We start from the raw sequence: 21,512 nt of genomic DNA, 5'->3' as shown, positions 1-21,512 counted from the left end.
TGCGGCGCTGCTACATTTTGCGCGCGCCGCGATGCGCGGCGCCAGCTGTGAAGAAACATACCGACAAGGGGAGGGACCGAAGTCCGATGAAGGATTTTGCAGGAAAGATCGCCGTCATCACCGGCGGCGGCACGGGGATGGGACGCGAGCTCGCACGGCAGCTCGTCGCCGAGGGCTGCAATGTCGCGATGTGCGACGTCTCGGAGGCCGCGATGGCCGAGACCAAGCGGCTCTGCGAGGTCGAGAAGCTGCCGCAGGGCCTGCGGGTCACGACCCATGTCGCCGACGTCTCGATCGAGGATCATCTCAAGCGGTTTCGCGATGAGCTCGCCAAGCAGCAGAAGACCGATCGGATCCATCTCCTGTTCAACAATGCCGGCATCGGTGGCGGCGGCAGCCTGTTCACCAACACGCGCGAGCAGTGGGAGCGCACCTTCAACATCTGCTGGGGCGGCGTCTATCTCGGCGTGCGCACCTTCCTGCCGATGCTGGTGGCGGCGGACGAGGCCCACATCGTCAACACCGCGAGCGTCAACGGCTTCTGGGCCTCGATCGGCATGGGACAGGCGCACACCGCCTACAGTTCGGCCAAGTTCGCGGTGAAAGGATTTACCGAAGCGCTGATCAACGACCTTCGCCTGCACGCGCCGCATGTCAAATGCTCGGTGGTGATGCCCGGCCATATCGGCACCTCGATCGTCTCCAATTCGCGCAAGGTGCAGAGCGCCGACGGGTCGGAGCGGCTCAATGCCGACGAGGTCGCGCTGACCCGCAAGCGCATGGTCGCGGCTGGCGTGCCGGATGCTGACAAGATGTCGGACGAGGACATCCAGGCTGCGTTCGCCGAACGCGCCCGCAGCTTCCTCGAGGACGCGCCGACGACGGCTGCGCAGGCCGCGAAGATCATCCTCGACGGGGTCAAGGCGGAGCGGTGGCGCATTCTTGTGGGCGAAGACGCAAAGCGCCTTGACGAACGCGTGCGCGCAACGCCGGAGCAGGCCTACGACCGCGCCTTCTATGAAAGCTTTACGCAGGAAGTTGGCTGGCGGCTCGGTTGATTCGGTTTGGCTGAGACTGTCAACGAACGTCCGCGCATGTAGGTATGACGACCATCATGGCAAGAGGTGCGGACGTATTATTACACAGGTAATTTACATGTTACGCAGGTAACTTTACGTGCCACCTCTTGCCACTTTCCGACGCCTTATGACGATTTGGAATGTCACGCATGCGACATGCTCCGTCGTTCAAGCAATGTTCAAGCGATGGTGATGTGAAACGGGTCTCATTCGGCGCACGGCAGCTTGGTTGGTGAACCAAAATAGTTTAGTCGATCAGGGGTAACGCCATCATAAAGCGTAGCTCCGATGATACCCGCATGCCTCTCCGATGACTGGATCCTCTGCCCGGAGAGAGAGGATATTTCCGCTGAATTCACGCGGCTCCTCACCGCGGCGCAGGAGGGTGGCGCCACCATCGCAGAATGCCTGATGATCGCGCGGCAGCTCAAGCAGGGCGGCGAGCAGTCCTGGCACCGCGAATGGAAGCGGCTGGCGCAAGCCAACCGGCAGCGTGCCGAGGCGGCGTTCGCGGAAGGCCACATGGCGACCGCGCAGCGCAACTGGCTGCGGGCGATGAACTACTACGGCGCGGCCGCGATGCCGCTGGACCAGGCCGACGAGCGCCGCTGGGTCGCGGTGCTCGCCATGCAGGAATGCGCGCGCCGCTTCCTCACCGCGCGCGGTCCGGCTGGCGAGGTCGTCACGATTCCCTGGGCCGATGACGGACACGTTTTGCAAGGCTATTTCCTGCCTGCGTCCCCGGCCGGCAAGCGGGCTCCGACCGTGATCTGCATCGGCGAGCCCGGACACCGCAAGGAAGAATTCCTGTTCAAGCTCGCGCCGCATGCGCGCGAACGCGGACTGTCGATGCTCGCGCTGGACCTGCTCGGCGACCAGCGTGACGACTATACCGACACGCTCCTGCAGCGCCGCGACCTCGAGAGCTCGATTGCCAGCGTCATGGATTATCTGGAGACACGCGGCGACGTCGATTTCGATCGCGTCGCCATCGTGGCCGACGGGTGGGGCTCTTCCTTCGTCGCGCGCGCGGTGTTGCAGGAGCCGAGGCTCGCCGCGGCCGTCTGCGACGGCGGTCTGTGGGACCTGCACGAACGATCCTTCTTCGCCACCGCTTTGCGATGAGCGACCTCAGCATCGTCCCGGTGCCGTCGGCGCCGTTGATGGCCTCGAGCGTCGACTGTCCGGTGCTGATCACGCTCGGCGAGGACGGCTGGCTCAAGGCCGACCGGGCGCGCCAGATCGTGCAGAAGTCGCGACTCGGCAGCTCCGACATCGTGCTGAAGGTGTTCACCGCGCAGGAGACCGGCGCGGCGCAGGCCCATGCGGACAATCCCAGCCTTGCCAACGAATACATCTTCGACTGGCTGGAATCGCAACTGGGCGCCACGGGGCGGCGGATCTGAACGCCGCCTGCTGTCTTAAAGCGCGATGAGATTGGGATGAATCGTCATCGCGATTTAGGTTGTTGCTTGGGCATGATCTTTTCGGAAAACCGCTTCGCACTTTTCCGGATCATGTTTTAGTAGTCGAGGGATATCCTGACGCAGGCCTTTTCGAGCCGGGTCTTCAGCGTCGCCAGCTTGCCGGTGAATTCGGTCAGTTCGTTCTCGTCGAATTCCTGGAAGACGAATTCGCGGATCGTTTTGTACTGCTCGTTGAGGCTTGCGATGTGCTTCTGCGTCTTCTCGACCAGCGACAGCCGCACCACGCGGGCGTCGGTCGGCGAGGGCCGCCGCCGCAGCAGGCCCTTCTTCTCCAGCAGCTTGGACTGGGTGGTGACGAAGGACGGATCGACGTGGAGCAGCTTGGAGACCACGTTGACGGGCACGCCGTCGTCCTTGTCGAGGTCGGAGATCGCCATCAGGATCAGCCATTGCGGACCGCTGATGCCCAGCGTTCTCGCCCAGAACTGACGCAACTCCTCCAGATACATGTTGATCGACGAAATTTCCCAGGTGAAACGCCTGATGATATCGAGATTGCCGATGGAGCGGAGGCGCGCCCCTTCCTTCCTGGTCGCTGACACAGCGTCACTCCCGTGATCTGATTCTTTTCCGGCCGGTGTCTTGCACGGCCATAGTCCACGCAAGTCTGCCTTGACGCAAGTGCAGAGCAGGGTAATTTTGTCACTAAAACTACAAAGATGATCAGCTCAGCATATTCCCTCACTCGCGGTGTTGCACTCGGGGCACAGGTTTAGTGAAACAACAAAGCTGACTAAATAAACTATTTTGATTAGCGGAACGGCGCAGGCATATTGGCCCGTGACGGTGGGGGGTACTCAATCGTCCCGTTGCAGGTGGTTCGCTCACGTCCCTCGCGTCGATGCGGGTGTGTCCAAAAGCGCGAAGCGGCCGAGCGGATTTGAAAAGACGGGGATCTGGGGGGCCTCACGGTCCGGTCTCCGTAAAATGAGCAACTTGGAGGTTTTATATGAAAGTGGTGAAGAGCCTTTTGCTCGGCACTTCGGCGGTTCTGATCGCCGTCGGTGGAGCCCAGGCGGCCGATCTTCCGGTCAAGGCCAAGGCGGTCGAGTACGTGAAGATCTGCACGCTCTACGGCGCGGGTTTCTACTACATCCCGGGCAGCGATACCTGCATCAAGCTCGGCGGCTATCTGCGTGCTGAAGTCGCGCTCAATGCCGGCGGCAACTACAGCGGTTCCTACAACGGTGTTTCCGCCGCGAATAACCGCCTGACCAACTACTACTCGACGCGCGCTCGCGAAGACCTCAACATCGATACCCGTACCGCGACCGAATACGGCGTGGTTCGTACTTATTTTGACGCCGTGTTCACCTGGACGACCGATTTCACTACGGGAAGCGGCACGGCGCCGGGTGCGACCGTTTACTCGCAACTCGGAAGCACCGGGGTGTCTGCGCCGAACAACGCAAACGCGGGCAATATCTCGGGCGGTACGCTCGGCGTCTACTACGCCTTCATCCAGTTCGCGGGCTTTACGATGGGTAAGGCGGTGTCGCAGTTCGACGCGCCCTGGATCAACTATCCCGGCAACAACTTCGACCAGCTGGTCGGCGGCAGCGGCACCACCAACGGTGTTTCCCAGTTCACCTACACCGCTGATTTCGGCCAGGGCGTGACGGCTGCGTTCTCGGCGCAGGATCAGACCCAGGCCTTCCAGACCAACATCTGGAACACCGCGGGCATGACCACCTCCAGCGTTCTCGGCGGCGCTTACGGTTCGAACGACCTCGGCGGCACCCGGTCTCCCGACCTGGTCGCCATGGTCCGTGTCGACCAGGCCTGGGGCCTGTTCCAGGCGTCGGTGGCTGCGCACGACAACCACGTCGCCTACTACGGCGCCACGGAAGTCACCGGTCATCCGGAAGACAAGTGGGGCTGGGCCGTGCAGCTCGCTCTGCAGATCAAGAACATCCCGACCGGCGCCGGCGACGTGATCAACATCTCGGGCGTCTATACCGACGGTGCGAGCCGCTACAACTTCCAGGAGCTGGCTGCGACCAGCTACTCGATGTTCGGCGGTTCGGGCAGCGCGTATCAGAGCATCGGCTTTGCCGGCGTGTCTGACGCGGTGTTCGGTCCCAACGGCCAGCTCGAGCTGACCAAGACCTACGGCTTCCGTGGTGCCTACACCCACAACTGGAGCCCGTACTGGAACACGGCGCTCTACGGCGCATGGGCTGCGGTCAACTACAGCGGCACGGCCAAGAACATGATCTGCGGCAGCGCCGCGTTCGCGACCCTGACCGGCACCTGTAACCCGGACTTCAACATCGGCCAGATCGGCGTCATCACCCGCTGGACGCCGGTCAAGAACCTGACCTTCTCGGCTGACTTCGTCTACAGCCACCTCGACCAGAAGTACTCGGGCGTGATCACCACCCCGGCGCTGGCGTCGGTTGCCAAGCCTGCGGCAACCTACGAGCTGAAGGACCAGGACACCTACAGCCTGCTGCTGCGCGCCCAGCGCAACTGGTAAGCTGAAGACCGTTCCGATCTGATAGAGCCCCGGCGGGAAACCGCCGGGGCTTTTTCATGAAAGCGGCCTTCGGAAAATCCGGCAACACGTTGCAAACGACGAAGACGAGCTATGCGACTCGATCGCCCTCAAACTTATTTACTTACCTGAGTTGATCAGCTATCTTGTTTTCAGCCGATTACGAAAGTCACGGCTCTTAGCTTCATGCTAAGCCTCCAGAAACCTCCGGTGATGCCCCGCCGGAGGTTTTTCGTTTTGGGATTTTCCTTCAGCCGCGCATCACACGGGCGCGCGAGTTCGGCCGGTAGGCGAGGCGGCTGTGGCCGACGCAGTAGGACTGGCCGTCGGGCGCGGTATTGCCGCAGAAGCAGAAGTCGTCTGCGCCCGGCGTCGAGATCGGCCAGCGGCAGCGATTCTCGGCGAGCTCCAGCAGCGAGCAGCGGTTGGCATCGTCGATCGGACCCGCGACCACAGGTGTGTCGGTGTCGCCGTAGATCGTGGCGAGCATCTCATATTGCAGCCGCGGTACGGCTCTCGTCCCGCGCCGCGGCGCGAGGCTCCGCTCGAGCTTGCGCTCGTCGGTCGTCCTGCCGCGCGTGAGATTGAGCCGGGACAGCTTGCCGATCACCGCGTTGCGGCTGACGCCGATGTCGGCAGCGATCTCGCTGCAGGTGAGGCCGGCCTCGAAGTGCTGCTTCAGAAGCTCAATTCGTTCGTTGGTCCAAGTCGGTGAAGAAGCAGTCGGTGAAGAAGTTGGTGAGAGAACAGGCATTGTAACGGTCCCAGGTTGCAGATGTCGGCCATCCGCCTCTCGAGATCCGTCCGCCTCACGTCCGGCGCGCCCTCACGTTCTGCCGTTGTCGCGAATCGACAAAAGGCCGTCCTTGATGGCGAGACGGATGCCTTCCTCGATCAGAGTGCGTGCGACGCCGGGAACGCTGGTGCCGTGGGTGCCCTGTCTCACCAGTTTTTCCAGATAGGTGATGGTCGAGAGCGCCAAGGTTACGGGAATGCGGTCAGTCTCGGCTTTTTCGGTGGCCATGGCCCGAACGCTAGCCTCTTACTCGGGTACATAAAAGTAACGATTAAGACTCTATTTAGGTTCAGGGGTGGAAGTCAAATCCGGGCAAGACCGGTGTTTCAGCTCATTGGAATCGCTCGGAAAATCAGGCGCAGCTCCGCGCGCCGCGCGGGATGCCGAGCGGCGGCGGAGTGGAGACGGGGCCGGGCAGGCGGGTGGAGCTAGCCGTGCACGATCGCCTTTTCGATCATGCAATGGATGCCTTTGCAGCCGTTGACGGTCTGCGTCACCCGCAGGTCGGCGGCCAGGCTACACAGCGTGTAGGCGTCCTCACGCGACAGGTTTCGCGTCTCGCCGAGCAGCACGATCATGTCGCGCAGCGCGCGCACCACGCACTGGTCGAGGTCGGGGTCCATGGCCATGGTCATGTAATGCGTCGCCGTTTCGGCGCGGGGATAGTCGAACCTGAGGTCCTTGCGCAGCGTCAGGCGGAAGCGGCCCTGGAGCGCGGTCTCGATCGCGGTGACGCAGACCTCGCCGTCGCCCTGCACGCCATGGCCGTCGCCGCAGGAGAACATCGCGCCCGGGACGAACACCGGCAAAAAGAGCGTCGCACCGGCCCCGAGCTCCTTGTTGTCGAGATTGCCGCCCATCGCGCGCGGCACGAGCGACGAGATGCGGCCCCAGGCCGGCGGCGGCGAGACGCCCATCACGCCGAAGAACGGCTTGAGCGCCAGATCGAGGCCCCAGGGCATGCGGCCGACCATCCGCGACCGGTCGAGCGGGATATTCAGGATGCGCGTTTCGTGGAAATCGTCGGGCAGGGTGCCGGACAGCGGCTTGATCATGTTCCAGGCCCAGTCCTGCCGGAGCTGGACGTCGAGGATCTCGACCGCGAGCACGTCGCCGGGCTCGGCGCCCTCGACCGCGATCGGGCCGGTGAGGATGTGGCCGGGCAGCATGCGCTCGTTCTTGGCGTGAACCTCGAACATCTCCGGCGGAATGTGAAATTTGGTGCGGTCGGGCAGCATGTCGGGCCCGCCGCTGATGGTGTCGACCGTCACCTCATCGCCGCTTTTGACGGTGAGGACGGGTTTGAGCGCGGCTTCGAAGAAGCCCCAATGGCAGGTCTCGGGGCTTGAATGCAGGTGGTGATGGGTCATTAGCCGCGTCCAATCGGTTTCACAGAACTCGTCATGAGAACCTGTTATGCCCGGGCTTGACCGGGCGATCGATCCTCTTTCAAGAAGATTTCTGAAGATGGACGGGCCGGTCAAGCCCGGCACGATCATTCCAGCGAGGCTCCCCTGTATTTCGTTCTTTCCAAGACCCTCGGCACTGCTCTGTTGCCGATCAATCTCCTGATCGAGCTCGGAATCCTGTCGCTGCTGCTGATGGCGACGCGGTTTGCTGCGGTCGGCCGCAAGCTTGCCGTGACTACGCTGGTGCTGCTGGCGCTGATCGCGTTCTCGCCGATCGGCAATCTTCTGCTCTATCCGCTGGAGTCGCGTTTCCCGGCGTGGGACCCGTCGCGGGGCGCCCCCGACGGCATTATCGTGCTCGGCGGCTCGATCGACACCGATCTGTCGGCGGCGCATCGCACGCCCGTGGTTGCGCACGCGGCCGATCGCATGCTGGCGCCGGCCGACCTCGCGCGGCGCTATCCGAACGCGCGTATCGTCTTCACCGGCGGCTCGGCGAACCTGGTCGCGACGGAGGCGAGGGAGGCCGACTACACCGCGCCGATCCTGGAAAGCCTAGGCATACCGAAGGAGCGCCTGATCCTCGAGCGCGACTCCCGCAACACCTGGGAGAATGCGATCTTCACAAAGCAGCTGGTGACGCCGAAGCCGGGCGAACGCTGGCTACTGGTCACGTCGGCTTTCCACATGCCGCGCGCGATGGGGATTTTCCGCAAGGCCGGGTTTGACGTCGAAGCCTATCCGGTGGATTGGCGGATGGGCGGGCGCGACGGGCTCTTCGCCTTCACCCGCAATGGGGCCGATGGTCTCGGCAAGACCGACGTCGCCGTGCGCGAATGGATCGGCCTTTTGGCGTATCGCATCATGGGGCGGACCGGCGAGTTGCTTCCGGGACCGGGCAAGGACTAAAACGGGAGCCTCAGAACAAGAACAGAGTACCGGCGCGCGATCGTCGGTCGGGAGGACGCCATGCAGCAGCAGAGCGCAGACAGGATCGATCTTGCCGGCCTCGTCGCCGACCTCAACAGCCTGCTGCGGCTGAAGACGACGGTGATCGGCATGAAGCTGTTCGCGAGCGCCGCCGACATGGAGGCGATCCCGAAAATCCGGCGGCCGAACGCGGTCCACACCACGGACCAGATCGTCAGCATGGCTGCACGTCTGGGCTGGACGGTCGGTATCACCGCCGACGATCTTGTCGGCGCGCAGTGTCGCGCCGTGATCGGGCTTGCGCCGCAGGACGAAAAATGGCTCGCCGGCGAAAACTATGTCGGGGTCTGGCACGGCACCGCTGAGGACGCGCGCAAGCGCCAGGAGGCGCTGGACGTGGTTCCGTTCGGGCAGTATCAGGCGCTTGCGGTCAGTCCGCTCGCGAGCGGGCGGCTCGATCCGCCCGACATCTGCCTGGTCTATGCAACGCCGGGGCAGATGATCATCCTGATCAACGGGCTGCAATATACCGGCTACAAGAAGTTCGAATGGGGCGTCGTTGGTGAGACCGCCTGTGCGGATTCCTGGGGGCGGGCGCTGAAAACCGGCGAGCCCAGCCTGTCCTTGCCATGCTATGCCGAACGGCGCTATGGCGGCGTGCCGGACGAGGAGATGCTGATGGCCCTGAAGCCCTCGCATCTTGCCAAGGCGATCGAGGGCATGAAGGCGCTGGCCAAGAACGGCCTGCGCTATCCGATTCCGCCCTATGGGATTCAAAGCGACGTCCGCGCCGGCATGGGCGTGAGTTACGCGAAGAAGTAAAGGTCGACCATGAGCTCAGCGAAATTCGACATCGTCGTCTACGGTGCGACCGGCTTCACCGGCCAGCTCGTCGCCGAATATCTGACTCAGCATTACAAGGGCGACCACGCGCTCAAATGGGCGATGGCAGGCCGTAGCCTCGGCAAGCTCAAGTCGGTACGCGACGCGATCGGCGCGCCCGGGAATACGCCGCTGATTGTCGCGGATGCGTCGGACGCGGCCTCGCTGAAGGCGATGGCGGAGCAGACGATGTCGGTGATCACCACCGTCGGCCCGTATCAGCTCTATGGCGAGGAGTTGCTCGCGGCCTGCGTCGCCACCGGCACCGATTATTTCGATCTCTGCGGCGAACCGATCTGGATGCGGCAGATGATCGACAAATACGAGGCGGCAGCGAAAGAGAGCGGTGCGCGTATCGTGTTTTCCTGCGGCTTCGATTCCGTGCCGTTCGAGCTCGGCGCGTTTGTCGTGCAGGAAGAGGCCAAACGCGTGTTCGGCGCTCCGGCCTCGCGTGTGAAAGGCCGCGTGCGCGACATGCGCGGCACGCTGTCGGGCGGCACCGCGGCGAGCGCGAAGGCGACCTTCGATGCGGTCGCCAAGGACATCAGCCTGATCGCGATCCTGAACGATCCGTTCGCGTTGACGCCGGGCTTCACCGGCCCGAAGCAGCCGAAGGGCAACAGGTCGCTGCTCGAGGAGGACCTGCAGTCCTGGGCCGCGCCGTTCATGATGGCACTGATCAACACGCGCAACGTCCATCGCTCCAACATGCTGATGGGCTTTCCCTACGGTCAGGACTTCGTCTACGACGAGATGGTTCTGACGGGTCCCGGCGAGAAGGGCGAAGCCAACGCGCAGCGCGTGGTGGCCGCCAACGCCGAGAAGACCGGTCCGAACGCGCCGAAGCCGGGCGAGGGGCCGTCGAAGGAAGAGCGGGAGAACGGCCGCTTCGACCTGCTCTATGTCGCGATCGCGCCCGACGGCCGCATGGTTCGCGCCGGCGTCACTGGCGACCGCGATCCCGGCTACGGCTCGACCTCGAAGATGATCTCCGAATGCGCGATGTGCCTGTTGCGCGATGTGACAGACGTCCCGGCCGGATTCTGGACGCCGGGCGCGGCGATGCAGCACAAGCTGATCAAGCGGCTGCGGGATAATGCTGGGCTGACGTTCGAGGTGGAAGCGTAAGGTCCGTGTCCGCGAAGTTCGACATCGTCGTCTACGGCGCAACGGGATACACCGGCCAGCTCGTCGCCGAATATCTCGCTGCAAGCTACGCCGGTGACGGCGCGCCGACATGGGCGATGGCCGGGCGCAGCAGGGACAAGCTCGCCTCCGTTCGCGATGCGATCGGCGCACCCGCTGACACGCCGCTAATCGTGGCGGACGCGGCCGATCCTGCGTCGTTGCGGGCGATGGTCGATCAGGCGAAGCTGGTGGTGACAACGGTCGGTCCCTACCAGCTCTACGGCTCCGTTCTGCTTGCGGCCTGCGTCGCGTCGGGCACCGACTACATGGATCTCTGCGGCGAGCCGATCTGGCTGAAGCAGATGATCGACAGGCATGACGCGGCGGCGAAGGCGAGCGGCGCGCGCATCATGTTCTCCTGCGGCTTCGATTCCATCCCGTTCGAGCTCGGTGCGTTCTTCGTGCAGGAGGAAGCCCGTCGCGTGTTCGGAGCGCCGGCGCCGCGCGTCAAGGGGCGCGTCCGCAACCTCAGCTAGAAGTTCTCCGGCGGCACCTCGGCGAGCGCGAGGGTCACCTTCGAAGCAGTCGCGCAGGATCTCAGCCTGGTGTCGATCCTCAAGGACCCCTTCGCATTCACGCCCGGCTTCGAGGGGCCGAAACAGCCGCGCGGCAACAAGCCCGTTTTCGAGGAAGACCTGCAATCCTGGTCCGCCCCGTTTGCTATGGCGACGCTGAACACGCGCAACGTCCATCGCTCCAACATGCTGATGGGATTCCCGTATGGCCGGGATTTCGTCTACGACGAGATGGTGCTGACGGGGACGGGGGACGAAGGGCAGGCCAACGCGAAGCTCGTCATGGCCGCCAATAGCGAAAAGACCGGCCCCAAAGCGCTCAAGCCCGGCGAGGGGCCGTCGAAGGAAGAGCGCGATAACGGTCATTACGACGTGCTCTATGTCGCGATCGCGCCCGACGGCCGTCAGGTTCGCGCGGCGGTGAAGGGCGATCTCGATCCCGGCTATGCCTCAACGGCGAAGATGGTTTCCGAATGCGCGATCTGCCTGTTGCGCGACACGCCTGATGTCCCAGCCGGTCTCTGGACGCCGGGCGCAGCGATGCAGCACAAGCTGATCAAGCGGCTGGTCGATCACGCCGGGCTGAGGTTTGAGGTGGAGAGATAGGCGCTTTTGTGTGCCTAAATGACGGTGTCGTCGCCCGGCTTGACCGGGCGATCCAGCATTCCAGAGACAGTGTTGTTGAATCGAGAGGCCGCGGCGTACTGGATCGCCCGCCTTCGCGGGCGATGACAGTGAGATTGCCGCTACGCCGCCCGCGCATCATACGCGTACATGAACTCCATGCTCTTCGAGCCCAGCGGCAACAGCCATTTCATCATCTGATTGCGGACCCAAGCGCCGGTGGCGCTGAATTCGCGCTTGCTGTTGCCGTTGCGGCGCGCCATCGCGACGATCTTCTCGGTGCGCGGCCGCCGTTCGGCCTCGAAGGCCTGGAAGGTGGCGCCGAGCTCCTGGCCCTCCTGCATCAGCCGCGCGAGCCGCATCGCATCCTCGAGCGCGAGCGAAGCGCCCTGGCCCGCGTGGGGGCTGGTCGCATGCGCGGCATCGCCGATCAGCAGCGAGCGCTTGCGCGACCAGGTCGGCAAGGTTGCGACGTCGAGCGTGTCGGTGACCACGATGTTCTCGGCCGCGTCGATGATATCGGGGATCGGATCGTGCCAGCCGTGATGGAAGCCGCGCAGATGCTGTTTCAGCGTCGCGTGGTCGAGCGCGCGGAACATCGCCGCGTCCATGCCGTGCGCGGGCTGCGTGCTCCACCACATCACGCCGTCGTTCGGATCCGGGCTGCAATAGCCATAGCCGAAGAACCCGCTCTTGCCGAACGTGGTCTCGACGTGCCGGCCGATCGGCCTGCCATCGAGGACGGCGTGCGGCACGAAGCCGCCGAACCCGATCAGCCCGGTGTCGAACGGTTGCGGACCGTCCGGCACGACCTGGCGGCGCACGACCGAGTGCAGCCGTCGGCGCCGATCAGGAAGTCGCCTTCGGCCGTGGTGCCGTCGGAGAAGTAAGCGATGATCGGCTGGTCGCCGCGGTCCTCGATCTTGATCAGGCGCTTCTCAAAATAGAGCGAGACACAGGCGCACCAGGCCTTGTCGACCAGGATTTCGTTCAGCGTGGCGCGGCAGACATTGACGGCCGGCTGGCCGAAGCGCCGCGCCATGTCGCGGTTGATCGAGCCGAGTCGTTCGCCGCTCTGCGAATAGAAGTCGAAGGATTCGGCGATCGAGCCGCGGCCGATCAGCTCGTTCGCGAGCCCGATCTCGTCCAGCACATGCATGCCGTTCGGTGCGATCTGGAGGCCGCCGCCGATGCCCTTCGAATAGGGCCAGGCTTCGTAGATCGCGGATTCGATGCCGGCGCGGCGCAGCAGGATCGCGGTGACGGGCCCGGCGATACCGGCGCCGATGATCAGGGCCTTGCGGGGACGGTTGGACATGGCTTGCTCCCGACGTTTCCGTGGTGCTAGGAGAAATTACGGTTGCTAAATCTCTTAGTAGCTAAGATATATATCGACTAAGATATGAGGTTGGCCTTGTCAAGGACGAAGGCGCGCGCGGCGCTGTTGCAGGAGCTCGAGGAGGCGATGCGGCGGTCGTCCGCGCAGGGCGTGCTCTATGGCCAAACGGTTGCGAACGTTGCCGGAATTGCCAATTCCGACCTCGAATGTATGGACATCCTCTATCTTGAAGGACGCGTCACCGCGGGCCGGCTTGCCGAGGTCACGGGGCTGACGACGGGCGCCATCACCGGCGTGGTGGACCGACTCGAGAAGGCCGGGCTGGTGCGCCGCGAGCGGGACGAGCAAGACCGCCGCAAGGTCTTCATTTCCGTCGTGCCCGAGACGGCGATGAAGATCGGCCAGCTCTACGTGCCGATGCAGCAGGCGATGGAGAAGGTGTTTGGCGCCTATTCCGACGAGGAGCTGCGCCTGCTGCTGCGCTTCGCGACCGAGGGCTACAAGGGTGTGCTCGCTGCAACCGAGGCGCTGAAGGGCCTGCTCGATACGCCGCCGGAAAAGCGGCCCGATCTCAAGCTGAAGAAGCTTCGTCGCTAGAGCGTTTTCGAGCGAAGTGGCACCGGTTCGCGTCAAGAAAACGCGTCAAAACAGAAAGCCAGACATTACCGTTCCGATTCCATCGGAACGGTATTGTCCTTGATCTTGTAAGCCTGCGCAGCCGCGATCATGCCCCACATCGCGCCCAGCATCATCCAGAAGTGCCGCCAGTGGTCGGTGTCGATCACGAAGCTCTCGCCGACGGTGCCGACGAAGGCGGAGAAGATCGCCAGATAAGCGCGCTGCCAGGGCACACGGACGAAGATGTGCCTGATACCCATGATCACGGTGGTGAAGACCAGCGCGGGATAGCACACGCCGGAGAGCCAGCCGCCGGACATGAAGGCGTTGAGGTAGGAGTTGTGGGTGTCCTCGGGGAAGTAGCGGTGGAATTGCAGGGGGCCGATGCCGAACGGCAGGTCGAGCGCCATCTCCGCGCCGAGGATGTGCCGGCCGAACCGGCCGAAGCGGCCTTCGTCATAGCTCTGGTCGAAGCTCGCGCGCTGCTTGAACATCTCGGCGGTGGAATCGAATGACAGCAGCACCGCGATCAGCGCGAGGCCCAGCACCGCGGCGACGATCGCCATGACGACGATGCGCGAGCGCTGCGCGTTGGTGCGGCTGGTCAGCACCATCAGCGCCAGCATGAAGGCGGAGGTCAGCACCAGTCCGCCCCAGGCGGCGCGGGAGAACGCGAGCAGGATCGCCAGCGACATGATGCCGAAGGCGATGACGTTGCGGAACGCCTTGGCAAACTTGTCGGAGACCACGCTCTGGAGCGCGAACAGCGCCGGCAGGATCAGGAAGGCACCGAGCACGTTCGGGTCCTTGAACGTGCCGCGCGCGCGCCCGTAGAGTGTGAGGAGATCGTCTCCGCCGGGAACCAGATGGAAGTAGCCGGCGACCGCCGACAGCGAGGCGACCATCGCGCCGACCACGAGGCCGCGGCGGAGCATGTCGAGCCGGGCCGCGGTGTCTTCCGAGGTGACCATCGCGAAGAACACGACGGTGACCGCCATGTACCAGGAGGTCGCAATCCAGCTCGCCACCTCGGACTGTTCGTACAGCGGGACCGCGCTGATCGTGTAGCCGACATTGAGCAGGACCAGCATCAGGATCAGCGGCATCAGCACGAGCCGCAGGCGCAGGCCGGTCGCGAAGAAGGTGACGGCGGCCAGCAGCGTCACGATCTCGTAGGGGCTCGGCTCGATGAAGACGATGGCGCCGGAGGCGCCGGTCAGCCACACCAGCGCGCGCTGGATGGCCAGCACGCCGGGCGCAGCGGGTGCGGCTAATTTCACTTCACCGGCTGTCGCCGCATACGCCATCACATGCTCACGCTACTCGTACACGCACACAACTTCCGACGTCATGCCCCGCGAAAGCGGGGCATCCAATACTCCGAGCCGTTCGTGGCAGTTTCTACTGCCGGCGATTACTGGATCGCCCGGTCAAGCCGGGCGATGACAGTGAGGCTCGGGTACGACAAAACTCAATACGCGTTCTCGTTCTTGGTCAGCAGCGAGACCGGCGTCTTCAGGAGAATGACGAGGTCGAACAGCACCGACCAGTTCTCGATGTAGTAGAGGTCGAATTCGACGCGCTTCTGGATCTTCTCTTCATTGTCGATCTCGCCGCGCCAGCCGTTGATCTGGGCCCAGCCGGTGATGCCGGGCTTGACGCGGTGACGAGCGAAATAGCCGTCGACGGCTTCGTCGAACAGGCGGCTCTGGAGCTTGCCCTGCACCGCATGCGGACGCGGGCCGACCAGGGACAAATTGCCCGAGAACACCACGTTGAAGAGCTGCGGCAGCTCGTCGAGGCTGGTCTTGCGGATGAAGCGGCCGACGCGGGTGACGCGTGGATCGTTCTTGGTCACGACCTTGGAGGCGGTCGGGTCGGCCTGATGGTGGTACATCGAGCGGAATTTGTAGACGTCGATACGCTCGTTGTTGAAGCCGAAGCGCTTCTGACGGAACAGCGCTGGGCCGGGGCTGTCGAGCTTCACCGCCAGCGCCACCAGTCCCATCACCGGCAGGGCTGCGAGCAGCGCGAGGCCACCGACGATGCGGTCGAACAGCCACTTCATCACCAGGTCCCAGTCGGTGATCGGCGCCTCGAACACGTCGAGCGTCGGCACCTCGCCGAGGTAGGAATAGGAGCGGGGACGGAAACGCAGCTTGTTGGTGTGCGCGGAGAGCCGGATGTCGACAGGCAGCACCCAGAGCTTCTTCAACATCTCCAGGATGCGCGTCTCCGCCGAGATCGGCAGCGCGAACAGCACGAGATCGACCCGGGTGCGGCGGGCGAATTCGACGATGTCGTCGACCTTGCCGAGCTTGCGCGCGCCGGCGCAGGTGTCGAGCGCGCGACTGTCGTTGCGGTCGTCGAACACGCCGAGCACGTGGATGTCGGAATCCTCCTGGGCATTCAGCGCCTCGACCAGTTGCTCGCCGTTGCTGTCGGAGCCGACAACGATGGTGCGGCGGTCGAGCCGGCCCTGGCGTGCCCAGGCGCGCACCAGCGAGCGCAGCACCAGACGTTGGGAGATGAGCGCGGCGAGCCCGAGGAAGTAGAAGGCGGCAAGCCACAGCCGCGACATTTCGCTGCCGAACTTGGCGAAGAAGGATACGCCGATGAACAGCAGGAAGACGAACGACCAGGAGGAGATCATCCGCGTCATCTGCCGGAGCTGACCGCGAAACAGCTGCACCTGATAGATGTCGGCGGCCTGGAAGCAGACCACGGCGGCGACCGCGACGGCGATGATCTGCGCGGGATAAACCCAGCTGAAGGAACCGGCGAGCGGCATGACATAGCCGACATAGAGCGCGATGCCGACGAGGCTCAGCAGGGCGAAATCGGCCAAGCGGACGAAGCCGGTGATCACGATCGGCGAATAGGCGCGGGCGACCTTCTGGTTGACGACGTCGAGCGCGGCGGGCGAGAGCCGGCGACGGCGCTCCACAAAGGGTTGGTCAGCCGGCTTCGCCGCGGCGCTTGTGGCGGCGTCGAGCATCGAGCGTGCGTTGAGCGGTTCCACGGGCGTCCACGTCCATTCCAAAAAACCCGCGGGTCGCAGCGTTGCGCCCCGGGCGAGCATCCCCTGGCACGTCGATTATCGGACAAATCGGAAGATTCTCTAAAGCGGTCTTAAGGATGGTTAATGATTGGCAAATGCGTCGCGATAACCCGCGAGCACGCCGTCAACCATCGCCTGCTGGGAGAAATGCGCGGAGATGCGCTCGCGCAAGGCGACCGCACGCTGCGCGGTTCCTTGCGGATCGTCGAGTGCGGCCGCGATCGCTTCGGCCATGGCCTCGGCGTTGCTCGGCGCAAACAGCGCCGGGCTGTCATGCCCAAAAATCTCGGGGATGCCGCCGACGCGGGCCGCGATCATGGGAATGCCGGCCGCACCGGCCTCGATCACGACATAGGGCATGGAATCGCCGCGGGAGGGCACGACCAGCAGTCGCCCCTTGGAGAAGCCGTAGCGCGCCTTGACGTGACCGATGAAGCGGATGGCGCTGGAGAGACCGAGCTTCTCGACCTGCGCCTTCAGCGCCGCCGTCTCCTCGCCGTCGCCGCCGAGCGTGAGCGTGACCTTCTTGCCGCCCTCGTGCAGGCGCGCCACCGCATCGACGAGCAAATCCGCACCCTTGATGTGCCTGAACTCGCCGACATAGGCGAGATCGGTGGCATCGTCGGCGATGCTAACAGGCTCGAATTCTTCCGGCGTCACGCCATTGAAGACGCAATGCACCACGCCCTTGGGTGTGCCGACGATGCGCTGATAGGTGTCGCGCGCAAACGCGCTCTCGAACAGAAACAAGTCCGTCGCGTCCATCAGCGTGCGTTCCAGCCGCGCGTAAAACTCGCCCTTGAAGGTGTTGAGGGGATAGTGCAGCGAGCCGCCATGCGGGGTGTAGATGCGGATGGTGTCGTTGGATCGCCGCCGCATGCGGACGAAGGCGCCGGCCTTGGCTCCGTGGCCATGCGTGACGTCGGGTTTGAGCGCGGCGATCAGTCGCCGCATCCGCAGCCACACCAGAAAATCGTCAGGCGACGGTTCGCGGCGGATCGCCAGCCGGTGCACGCCGAGCTTCAGCCGCGGCGCGAGCTCGGCCAGCGCCTTGTCCGCGCGCTCACCGCCGGTGAGGCTGTCGGCGAGAATCCCGACGTGATGACCGCGATCGACCTGGCCGTTGGCGAGATCGAGGATGTGGCGGAAGATGCCGCCCACGGGAGCGCGCACGGCGTGCAGGATGCGGAGCGGCCGGTCGGGAGAGGGGGGCATGATCAGAACCAGCGCTCGACGGCGAATGCTCGAACAATTCTCGAAATATCGAGATGGATTAAGAGCCCTCGTGGTTAACAAACGGTGTCGGCGCCGTGCGCGCCGGTCGCGGCAGGGCGCGATTAACCCAGCAGCAACCTTAATGGAGTGTAATCGCCTCGGTTGAGGTAGAGTTGCAGCGTTGCCCTGCGGGAGTGTTCGATGCGTTTAGCGTTCTGGCGTGCCGGCAAGGACAAGGCGGTGGTCGAGCGGGCTATTTCGAAGCCCAAAGCCGAAGCCAAATCGACCGAAGCCGCGCGAAAGATTGAAGCAGAGCCTGCGCCCGTTGCTGCGAAGCAGGCACAAGCCGAATCCGGCGACATCGATCTCCATGCGCTCGGCGCGGTGCTCGCCCGCAAGCGCGGCTGGATCATCGTGCCGACGGTGCTCGCGCTCGTCGCGTCGATCGCCGCCGTCAATCTCGTCACTCCGCGTTACAAGTCGGAATCCCGCATCCTGATCGACGGCCGCGAGAACGTGTTCTTGCGGCCGAGCAGCGACCGCAGCACCGAAGAGCGGCAGTCGCTCGATCCCGAGGCGGTGACCAGCCAGGTGCAGCTCGTACTGTCGCGCGATCTCGCGCGCGAGATCATCAAAAAGAACAAGCTCGCGGAACGCCCCGAATTCGATCCGGTGCTGCAAGGCATTTCGCCGCTGAAGTCGCTCGCGGCGCTGATCGGCATCGGTCGCGATCCGTTTTCGATGACGCCGGAAGAGCGGGTGCTGGATGCCTATTACGAGCGGCTCCAGGCCTACGCCGTCGACAAGTCGCGCGTGATCGTGGTCGAATTCCAGTCCGCCGATCCCGACCTTGCCGTGCGCGTCGCCAATTCGATCGCCGACGGCTATCTCGTGCTCCAGCAGAATGCGCGCCAGGACCAGGCTCGTAGCGCCAGCCAGTGGCTGTCGGGCGAAATCGAAAATCTGCGCAAGAAAGTCTCCGACGCCGAAGCCAAGGTCGAGGACTTCCGTTCCAAGTCGTCGCTGTTCGTCGGCACCAACAACACCACGCTCTCGAACCAGCAGATGGGCGAGGTCAATACCCAGCTCAACAATGCGCGCTCGATGAAGGCGGATGCTGAATCCAGGGCGCGGCTGATCAAAGAGATGCTCCAGAGCGGCAAGCCGATCGAAGCGTCCGAGGTGGTGAACTCCGAGCTGATGCGGCGGCTGTCGGAGCAGCGGGTGACGTTGCGGGCGCAGCTTGCCGAACGGTCATCGACGCTGCTCGGCAATCACCCGCGGATCAAGGAGCTGAAGGCGCAGCTTGGCGACCTCGACAACCAGATTCGCGACGAAGCGGCCAAGATCTCGCGCTCGTTCGAAAGCGATGCGCGGATCGCCAGTGGCCGGGTCGACGGCCTGACGGCGAGCCTCGATCAGCTCAAGAAGCAGGCGACCTCGACCAACGGTCAGGACGTCCAGCTCCGCGCGCTGGAGCGCGAAGCCAAGGCCCAGCGCGACCTGCTCGAGACGTATCTTGGGAAGTATCGCGAAGCCAGCACCCGCGAGAGCATCGATACGGCGCCGGCGGAGGGCCGCATCATCTCGCGCGCCATCGTCTCGAATACGCCGGCCTATCCGAAGAAGCTGCCGATCGTGCTGATTGCGACGATCGCGACGCTGCTGCTCTCGTCCGGCGTCGTCGTCACCGGCGAGCTGCTGCGCCAGACCGCGCCACGCGCGGTGGCCGTGTTCACGCCGGCGCAAACGCAGGCGCCGATGCGCCAAGAGCCGGTAGTCCAGCCGGTGGCCGAGCCGATGCTCGATCCGGTTGTGGAAGACCTTACGCCGCTTCAGCCCGAGATGACGGCCGATGCCGACGTCACTGAATTCGCCGAGATCGAGCATCTGGCCGACAGCCTGCGCGCTGCGGGACCGGCGGCGAAGAAGGTCACGGTGCTCGGCACCGCGGCCGGCGAAGCCATCACGCTGTCGACGCTGACGCTGGCCCGGCACCTGGCGCGCGATGCGCGCGTCGTTGTCGTCGATCTCGCCGCATCCTCGCCGACCATCGCCGCGGTGTCCGTCGACGCTTCGGCTCCCGGCCTCGCCGAGCTGATGCAGGGCGAGGCGTCGTTCGCGCAAATCATCACCCGCGACAAGCTCTCGCGGCTGCACCTGGTCATGGCCGGCCGCCCCGGCTTCGACCGCAGCCTGCTACAATCGCCGCGGGTGACGCTCGCGATCGATGCACTGCTCCGCGCCTACGACCACGTGCTGGTGGACGCCGGCAGCGCCTCGGACCTCCCGGCCGAACTCTTGACGGCGCATGCCCGCGCCGTCGTGGTGCCCGATGCCTCGATGGCGCCGGATGCCCGTACGCTGATGTGCGAGCAGCTGCGGGCCGTCGGATTCAGCGAGGTGACGATGCTGAGCCGGCCGGTGCAGCCGTCGGACGCGGCCGAAGCACCGCGCGGCGTGGCGGCGTAATTCTCGCCCTCTGCCCCTGCGGGAGAGGGTGGCTTCGTGAAAGCGAAGCCGGGTGAGGGGCCTTTCTCCACGAGCTCGGAATCGTAGGGTGGGCAAAGGCGCATTTGCGCCGTGCCCACCACCTTTCAACGACTGCGGGAGACGTGGTGGGCACGCTTCGCTTTGCCCACCCTACGAGACCAGAGGCTGTGACGCCTACCCGAACGTCTGCCGCAGCCGCCGCGCCAGATCGAACAACATCTGGTTCTGCTTCACCAGCCGTTTGCCGTGGCTCAGCGAGGACATCGCCATCGCCGCGAGTTTTCCGCGCGCGGTCAGGGGCACGAAGCTGTCGAAAATGTCGTCGTCGTCCTTGCAGAACATGCGTTTGTAATCGTCCGAGCCGATGCCGAGATCGAGCGAGCGGTAGCCGCGTTCGGCGTAGCGGTCGATGATGTAGCGCATCAGGATCAGCCCGGGGCTGTAGCGGGCGTGCTCGGACATCGTGTAGGTGTTGAACATCATCGAGAAGCGCTGGCCGTCGGCGACGCCGGCGAAGATCGCGATCACCTCGTCGTCGCATTCGAGCGCATGGATGTCGATGACGCGGCCTTCGCCGCGCGGCGACAGGCTTGCGCTGCGGATGAACGCTTCGACGCCGGGCTCGGCAAAGACGTTGGGCAGTTTCTGTTCGGCCATCCGCGCCGGCTTGACCCGGAAGAACCAGTCGAGCAGGCGGGTGACGTCCGCATCCGTGGTGGCGAGGTGATAACGATAGCCGGCAAGCGCCTGGAGCTTCTTTTCCTTGCTCTTGAGGCGGCGGCGAAAGGAGTTGCTGATCCGCGATGTGGGCGGCCCGCCCGGCTCCATCGCCAGGAGAGGGCAGCCGTTGATCGCACTCTGCCGCGGCAGCTGCGCGAACGGGTTGTGCTGGTCGTGCCAGCGCAGCGGCTGCTGCGTCAGCGCGAGCACGTCGGCATGCTCGCGCAGCGGCGCAAGCAGCGCGTCGAGATCGGCGCTGGCGACCTCGGCGGCGAACGCGGCGTTCCACAGGCCCATGTTGAAGGTGGTGTGCTTGCCGCCCATGAAGCAGGCCGTGCGCACGCCGTGGCCTTGCCGCAGCGAGAGCGGCAGCAGCAGGAGCGGCTGGCGCTCGGTGTCGCGGGCAATGACGATGAAGGGGCTGGCGCCTTCGTGGCTGCCGACCAGCCGCTGCCATGGGCTGAGCAGGTCGAAGCGCTGGTAGGGCGTGAAGAGGTGGCCGCTCTCCTCGAACGCGCGCCAGACCGTCTCGGCCTCGGCCAGATCGGTGACGATATCGACATGCGCGATACGGCTCGCTTTGGACCGCGCTGGCGATTCTGCCGTCCGGCTTTGCATCGCCGCAGCCATGGTCATTCACGAAACCTGTCGAGAAACGA

Annotated in this window: 15 protein-coding genes and 3 pseudogenes; 9 read left to right on the top strand and 9 right to left on the bottom strand. The window is 64.4% G+C overall.

Features of this window, described 5'->3' with window-relative positions; all coding sequences use genetic code 11:
• Positions 1 to 86 precede the first annotated feature (86 nt).
• Complete coding sequence (locus J4G43_RS29965; RefSeq protein WP_208087169.1) at positions 87 to 1,058, top strand: SDR family NAD(P)-dependent oxidoreductase; 972 nt, start codon at positions 87 to 89, stop codon at positions 1,056 to 1,058.
• A 309-nt stretch (positions 1,059 to 1,367) separates the two neighbouring features.
• Positions 1,368 to 2,485: pseudogene (locus J4G43_RS29960) on the top strand (alpha/beta hydrolase family protein).
• 116 nt (positions 2,486 to 2,601) lie between these two features.
• Here J4G43_RS29960 and J4G43_RS29955 read toward each other — a convergent pair.
• Positions 2,602 to 3,108 (bottom strand): MarR family winged helix-turn-helix transcriptional regulator, encoded by a 507-nt coding sequence (locus J4G43_RS29955; protein ID WP_028152624.1) that lies wholly within the window; start codon positions 3,106 to 3,108, stop codon positions 2,602 to 2,604.
• A gap of 407 nt (positions 3,109 to 3,515) precedes the next feature.
• Here J4G43_RS29955 and J4G43_RS29950 point away from each other — a divergent pair, with 407 nt between their 5' ends.
• Positions 3,516 to 5,045, top strand: a complete 1,530-nt coding sequence (locus tag J4G43_RS29950; protein WP_208087168.1) for a porin — start codon at positions 3,516 to 3,518, stop codon at positions 5,043 to 5,045.
• A 268-nt stretch (positions 5,046 to 5,313) separates the two neighbouring features.
• Here the strand turns inward: J4G43_RS29950 and J4G43_RS29945 are convergent, their stop codons facing one another.
• From J4G43_RS29945 to J4G43_RS29935, 3 genes are all read right to left on the bottom strand, one after another.
• Positions 5,314 to 5,817, bottom strand: a complete 504-nt coding sequence (locus tag J4G43_RS29945; RefSeq protein ID WP_208087167.1) for a GcrA family cell cycle regulator — start codon at positions 5,815 to 5,817, stop codon at positions 5,314 to 5,316.
• 72 nt (positions 5,818 to 5,889) lie between these two features.
• Entirely contained in the window at positions 5,890 to 6,087 is a 198-nt protein-coding gene (locus J4G43_RS29940; protein ID WP_007603456.1) for a hypothetical protein, read from the bottom strand.
• A gap of 200 nt (positions 6,088 to 6,287) precedes the next feature.
• Complete coding sequence (locus tag J4G43_RS29935; protein ID WP_208087166.1) at positions 6,288 to 7,229, bottom strand: acetamidase/formamidase family protein; 942 nt, start codon at positions 7,227 to 7,229, stop codon at positions 6,288 to 6,290.
• Positions 7,230 to 7,409: 180 nt separating this feature from the next.
• Here J4G43_RS29935 and J4G43_RS29930 point away from each other — a divergent pair, with 180 nt between their 5' ends.
• The 4 genes and pseudogenes from J4G43_RS29930 to J4G43_RS29915 all read left to right on the top strand — a co-directional run bounded on the left by J4G43_RS29930 (position 7,410) and on the right by J4G43_RS29915 (position 11,389).
• Positions 7,410 to 8,177 carry a YdcF family protein gene (locus tag J4G43_RS29930; RefSeq protein WP_085400754.1) on the top strand — a complete coding sequence of 256 codons (768 nt, stop codon included), beginning with the start codon at positions 7,410 to 7,412 and terminating at the stop codon, positions 8,175 to 8,177.
• Between the two features lie 60 nt (positions 8,178 to 8,237).
• A complete protein-coding gene (locus J4G43_RS29925; RefSeq protein ID WP_166342045.1) occupies positions 8,238 to 9,020 on the top strand; it encodes a DUF169 domain-containing protein in 783 nt (260 codons plus the stop codon).
• A gap of 9 nt (positions 9,021 to 9,029) precedes the next feature.
• The gene (locus J4G43_RS29920; RefSeq protein WP_208087165.1) at positions 9,030 to 10,208 is read left to right on the top strand and encodes a saccharopine dehydrogenase family protein; all 1,179 of its coding nucleotides are present in this window, start codon (positions 9,030 to 9,032) and stop codon (positions 10,206 to 10,208) included.
• A 5-nt stretch (positions 10,209 to 10,213) separates the two neighbouring features.
• Positions 10,214 to 11,389, top strand: a pseudogene (locus J4G43_RS29915) (saccharopine dehydrogenase family protein).
• Between the two features lie 140 nt (positions 11,390 to 11,529).
• On the opposite strand, the pseudogene J4G43_RS55665 reads toward J4G43_RS29915, so the two are convergent.
• Positions 11,530 to 12,725: pseudogene (locus tag J4G43_RS55665) on the bottom strand (FAD-dependent monooxygenase).
• A 147-nt stretch (positions 12,726 to 12,872) separates the two neighbouring features.
• Here J4G43_RS55665 and J4G43_RS29900 point away from each other — a divergent pair.
• Positions 12,873 to 13,343: a MarR family transcriptional regulator gene (locus J4G43_RS29900; RefSeq protein WP_063986329.1), complete on the top strand. Its 471-nt coding sequence runs from the start codon at positions 12,873 to 12,875 to the stop codon at positions 13,341 to 13,343.
• 65 nt (positions 13,344 to 13,408) lie between these two features.
• Here J4G43_RS29900 and J4G43_RS29895 read toward each other — a convergent pair whose 3' ends face one another.
• The 3 genes from J4G43_RS29895 to J4G43_RS29885 all read right to left on the bottom strand — a co-directional run bounded on the left by J4G43_RS29895 (position 13,409) and on the right by J4G43_RS29885 (position 17,640).
• A complete protein-coding gene (locus J4G43_RS29895) occupies positions 13,409 to 14,671 on the bottom strand; it encodes an O-antigen ligase family protein (RefSeq protein ID WP_208087164.1) in 1,263 nt (420 codons plus the stop codon).
• Positions 14,672 to 14,835: 164 nt separating this feature from the next.
• Entirely contained in the window at positions 14,836 to 16,386 is a 1,551-nt protein-coding gene (locus tag J4G43_RS29890; protein ID WP_166097028.1) for an undecaprenyl-phosphate glucose phosphotransferase, read from the bottom strand.
• 120 nt (positions 16,387 to 16,506) lie between these two features.
• The gene (locus J4G43_RS29885; RefSeq protein WP_208087163.1) at positions 16,507 to 17,640 is read right to left on the bottom strand and encodes a glycosyltransferase family 4 protein; all 1,134 of its coding nucleotides are present in this window, start codon (positions 17,638 to 17,640) and stop codon (positions 16,507 to 16,509) included.
• A gap of 201 nt (positions 17,641 to 17,841) precedes the next feature.
• Here J4G43_RS29885 and J4G43_RS29880 point away from each other — a divergent pair, with 201 nt between their 5' ends.
• Positions 17,842 to 20,112, top strand: coding sequence for a GumC family protein (locus J4G43_RS29880; RefSeq protein WP_208087162.1), 2,271 nt, complete (start codon positions 17,842 to 17,844; stop codon positions 20,110 to 20,112).
• A gap of 195 nt (positions 20,113 to 20,307) precedes the next feature.
• Here the strand turns inward: J4G43_RS29880 and J4G43_RS29875 are convergent, their stop codons facing one another.
• Complete coding sequence (locus J4G43_RS29875) at positions 20,308 to 21,489, bottom strand: GNAT family N-acetyltransferase (RefSeq protein ID WP_208087161.1); 1,182 nt, start codon at positions 21,487 to 21,489, stop codon at positions 20,308 to 20,310.
• Between the last annotated feature and the right edge of the window lie 23 nt (positions 21,490 to 21,512).

Source organism: Bradyrhizobium barranii subsp. barranii (assembly GCF_017565645.3).
Lineage (GTDB): Bacteria > Pseudomonadota > Alphaproteobacteria > Rhizobiales > Xanthobacteraceae > Bradyrhizobium > Bradyrhizobium barranii.
Note: the sequence above shows the minus strand (reverse complement) of the source record. Positions and strands in the feature narration are given on the sequence as shown.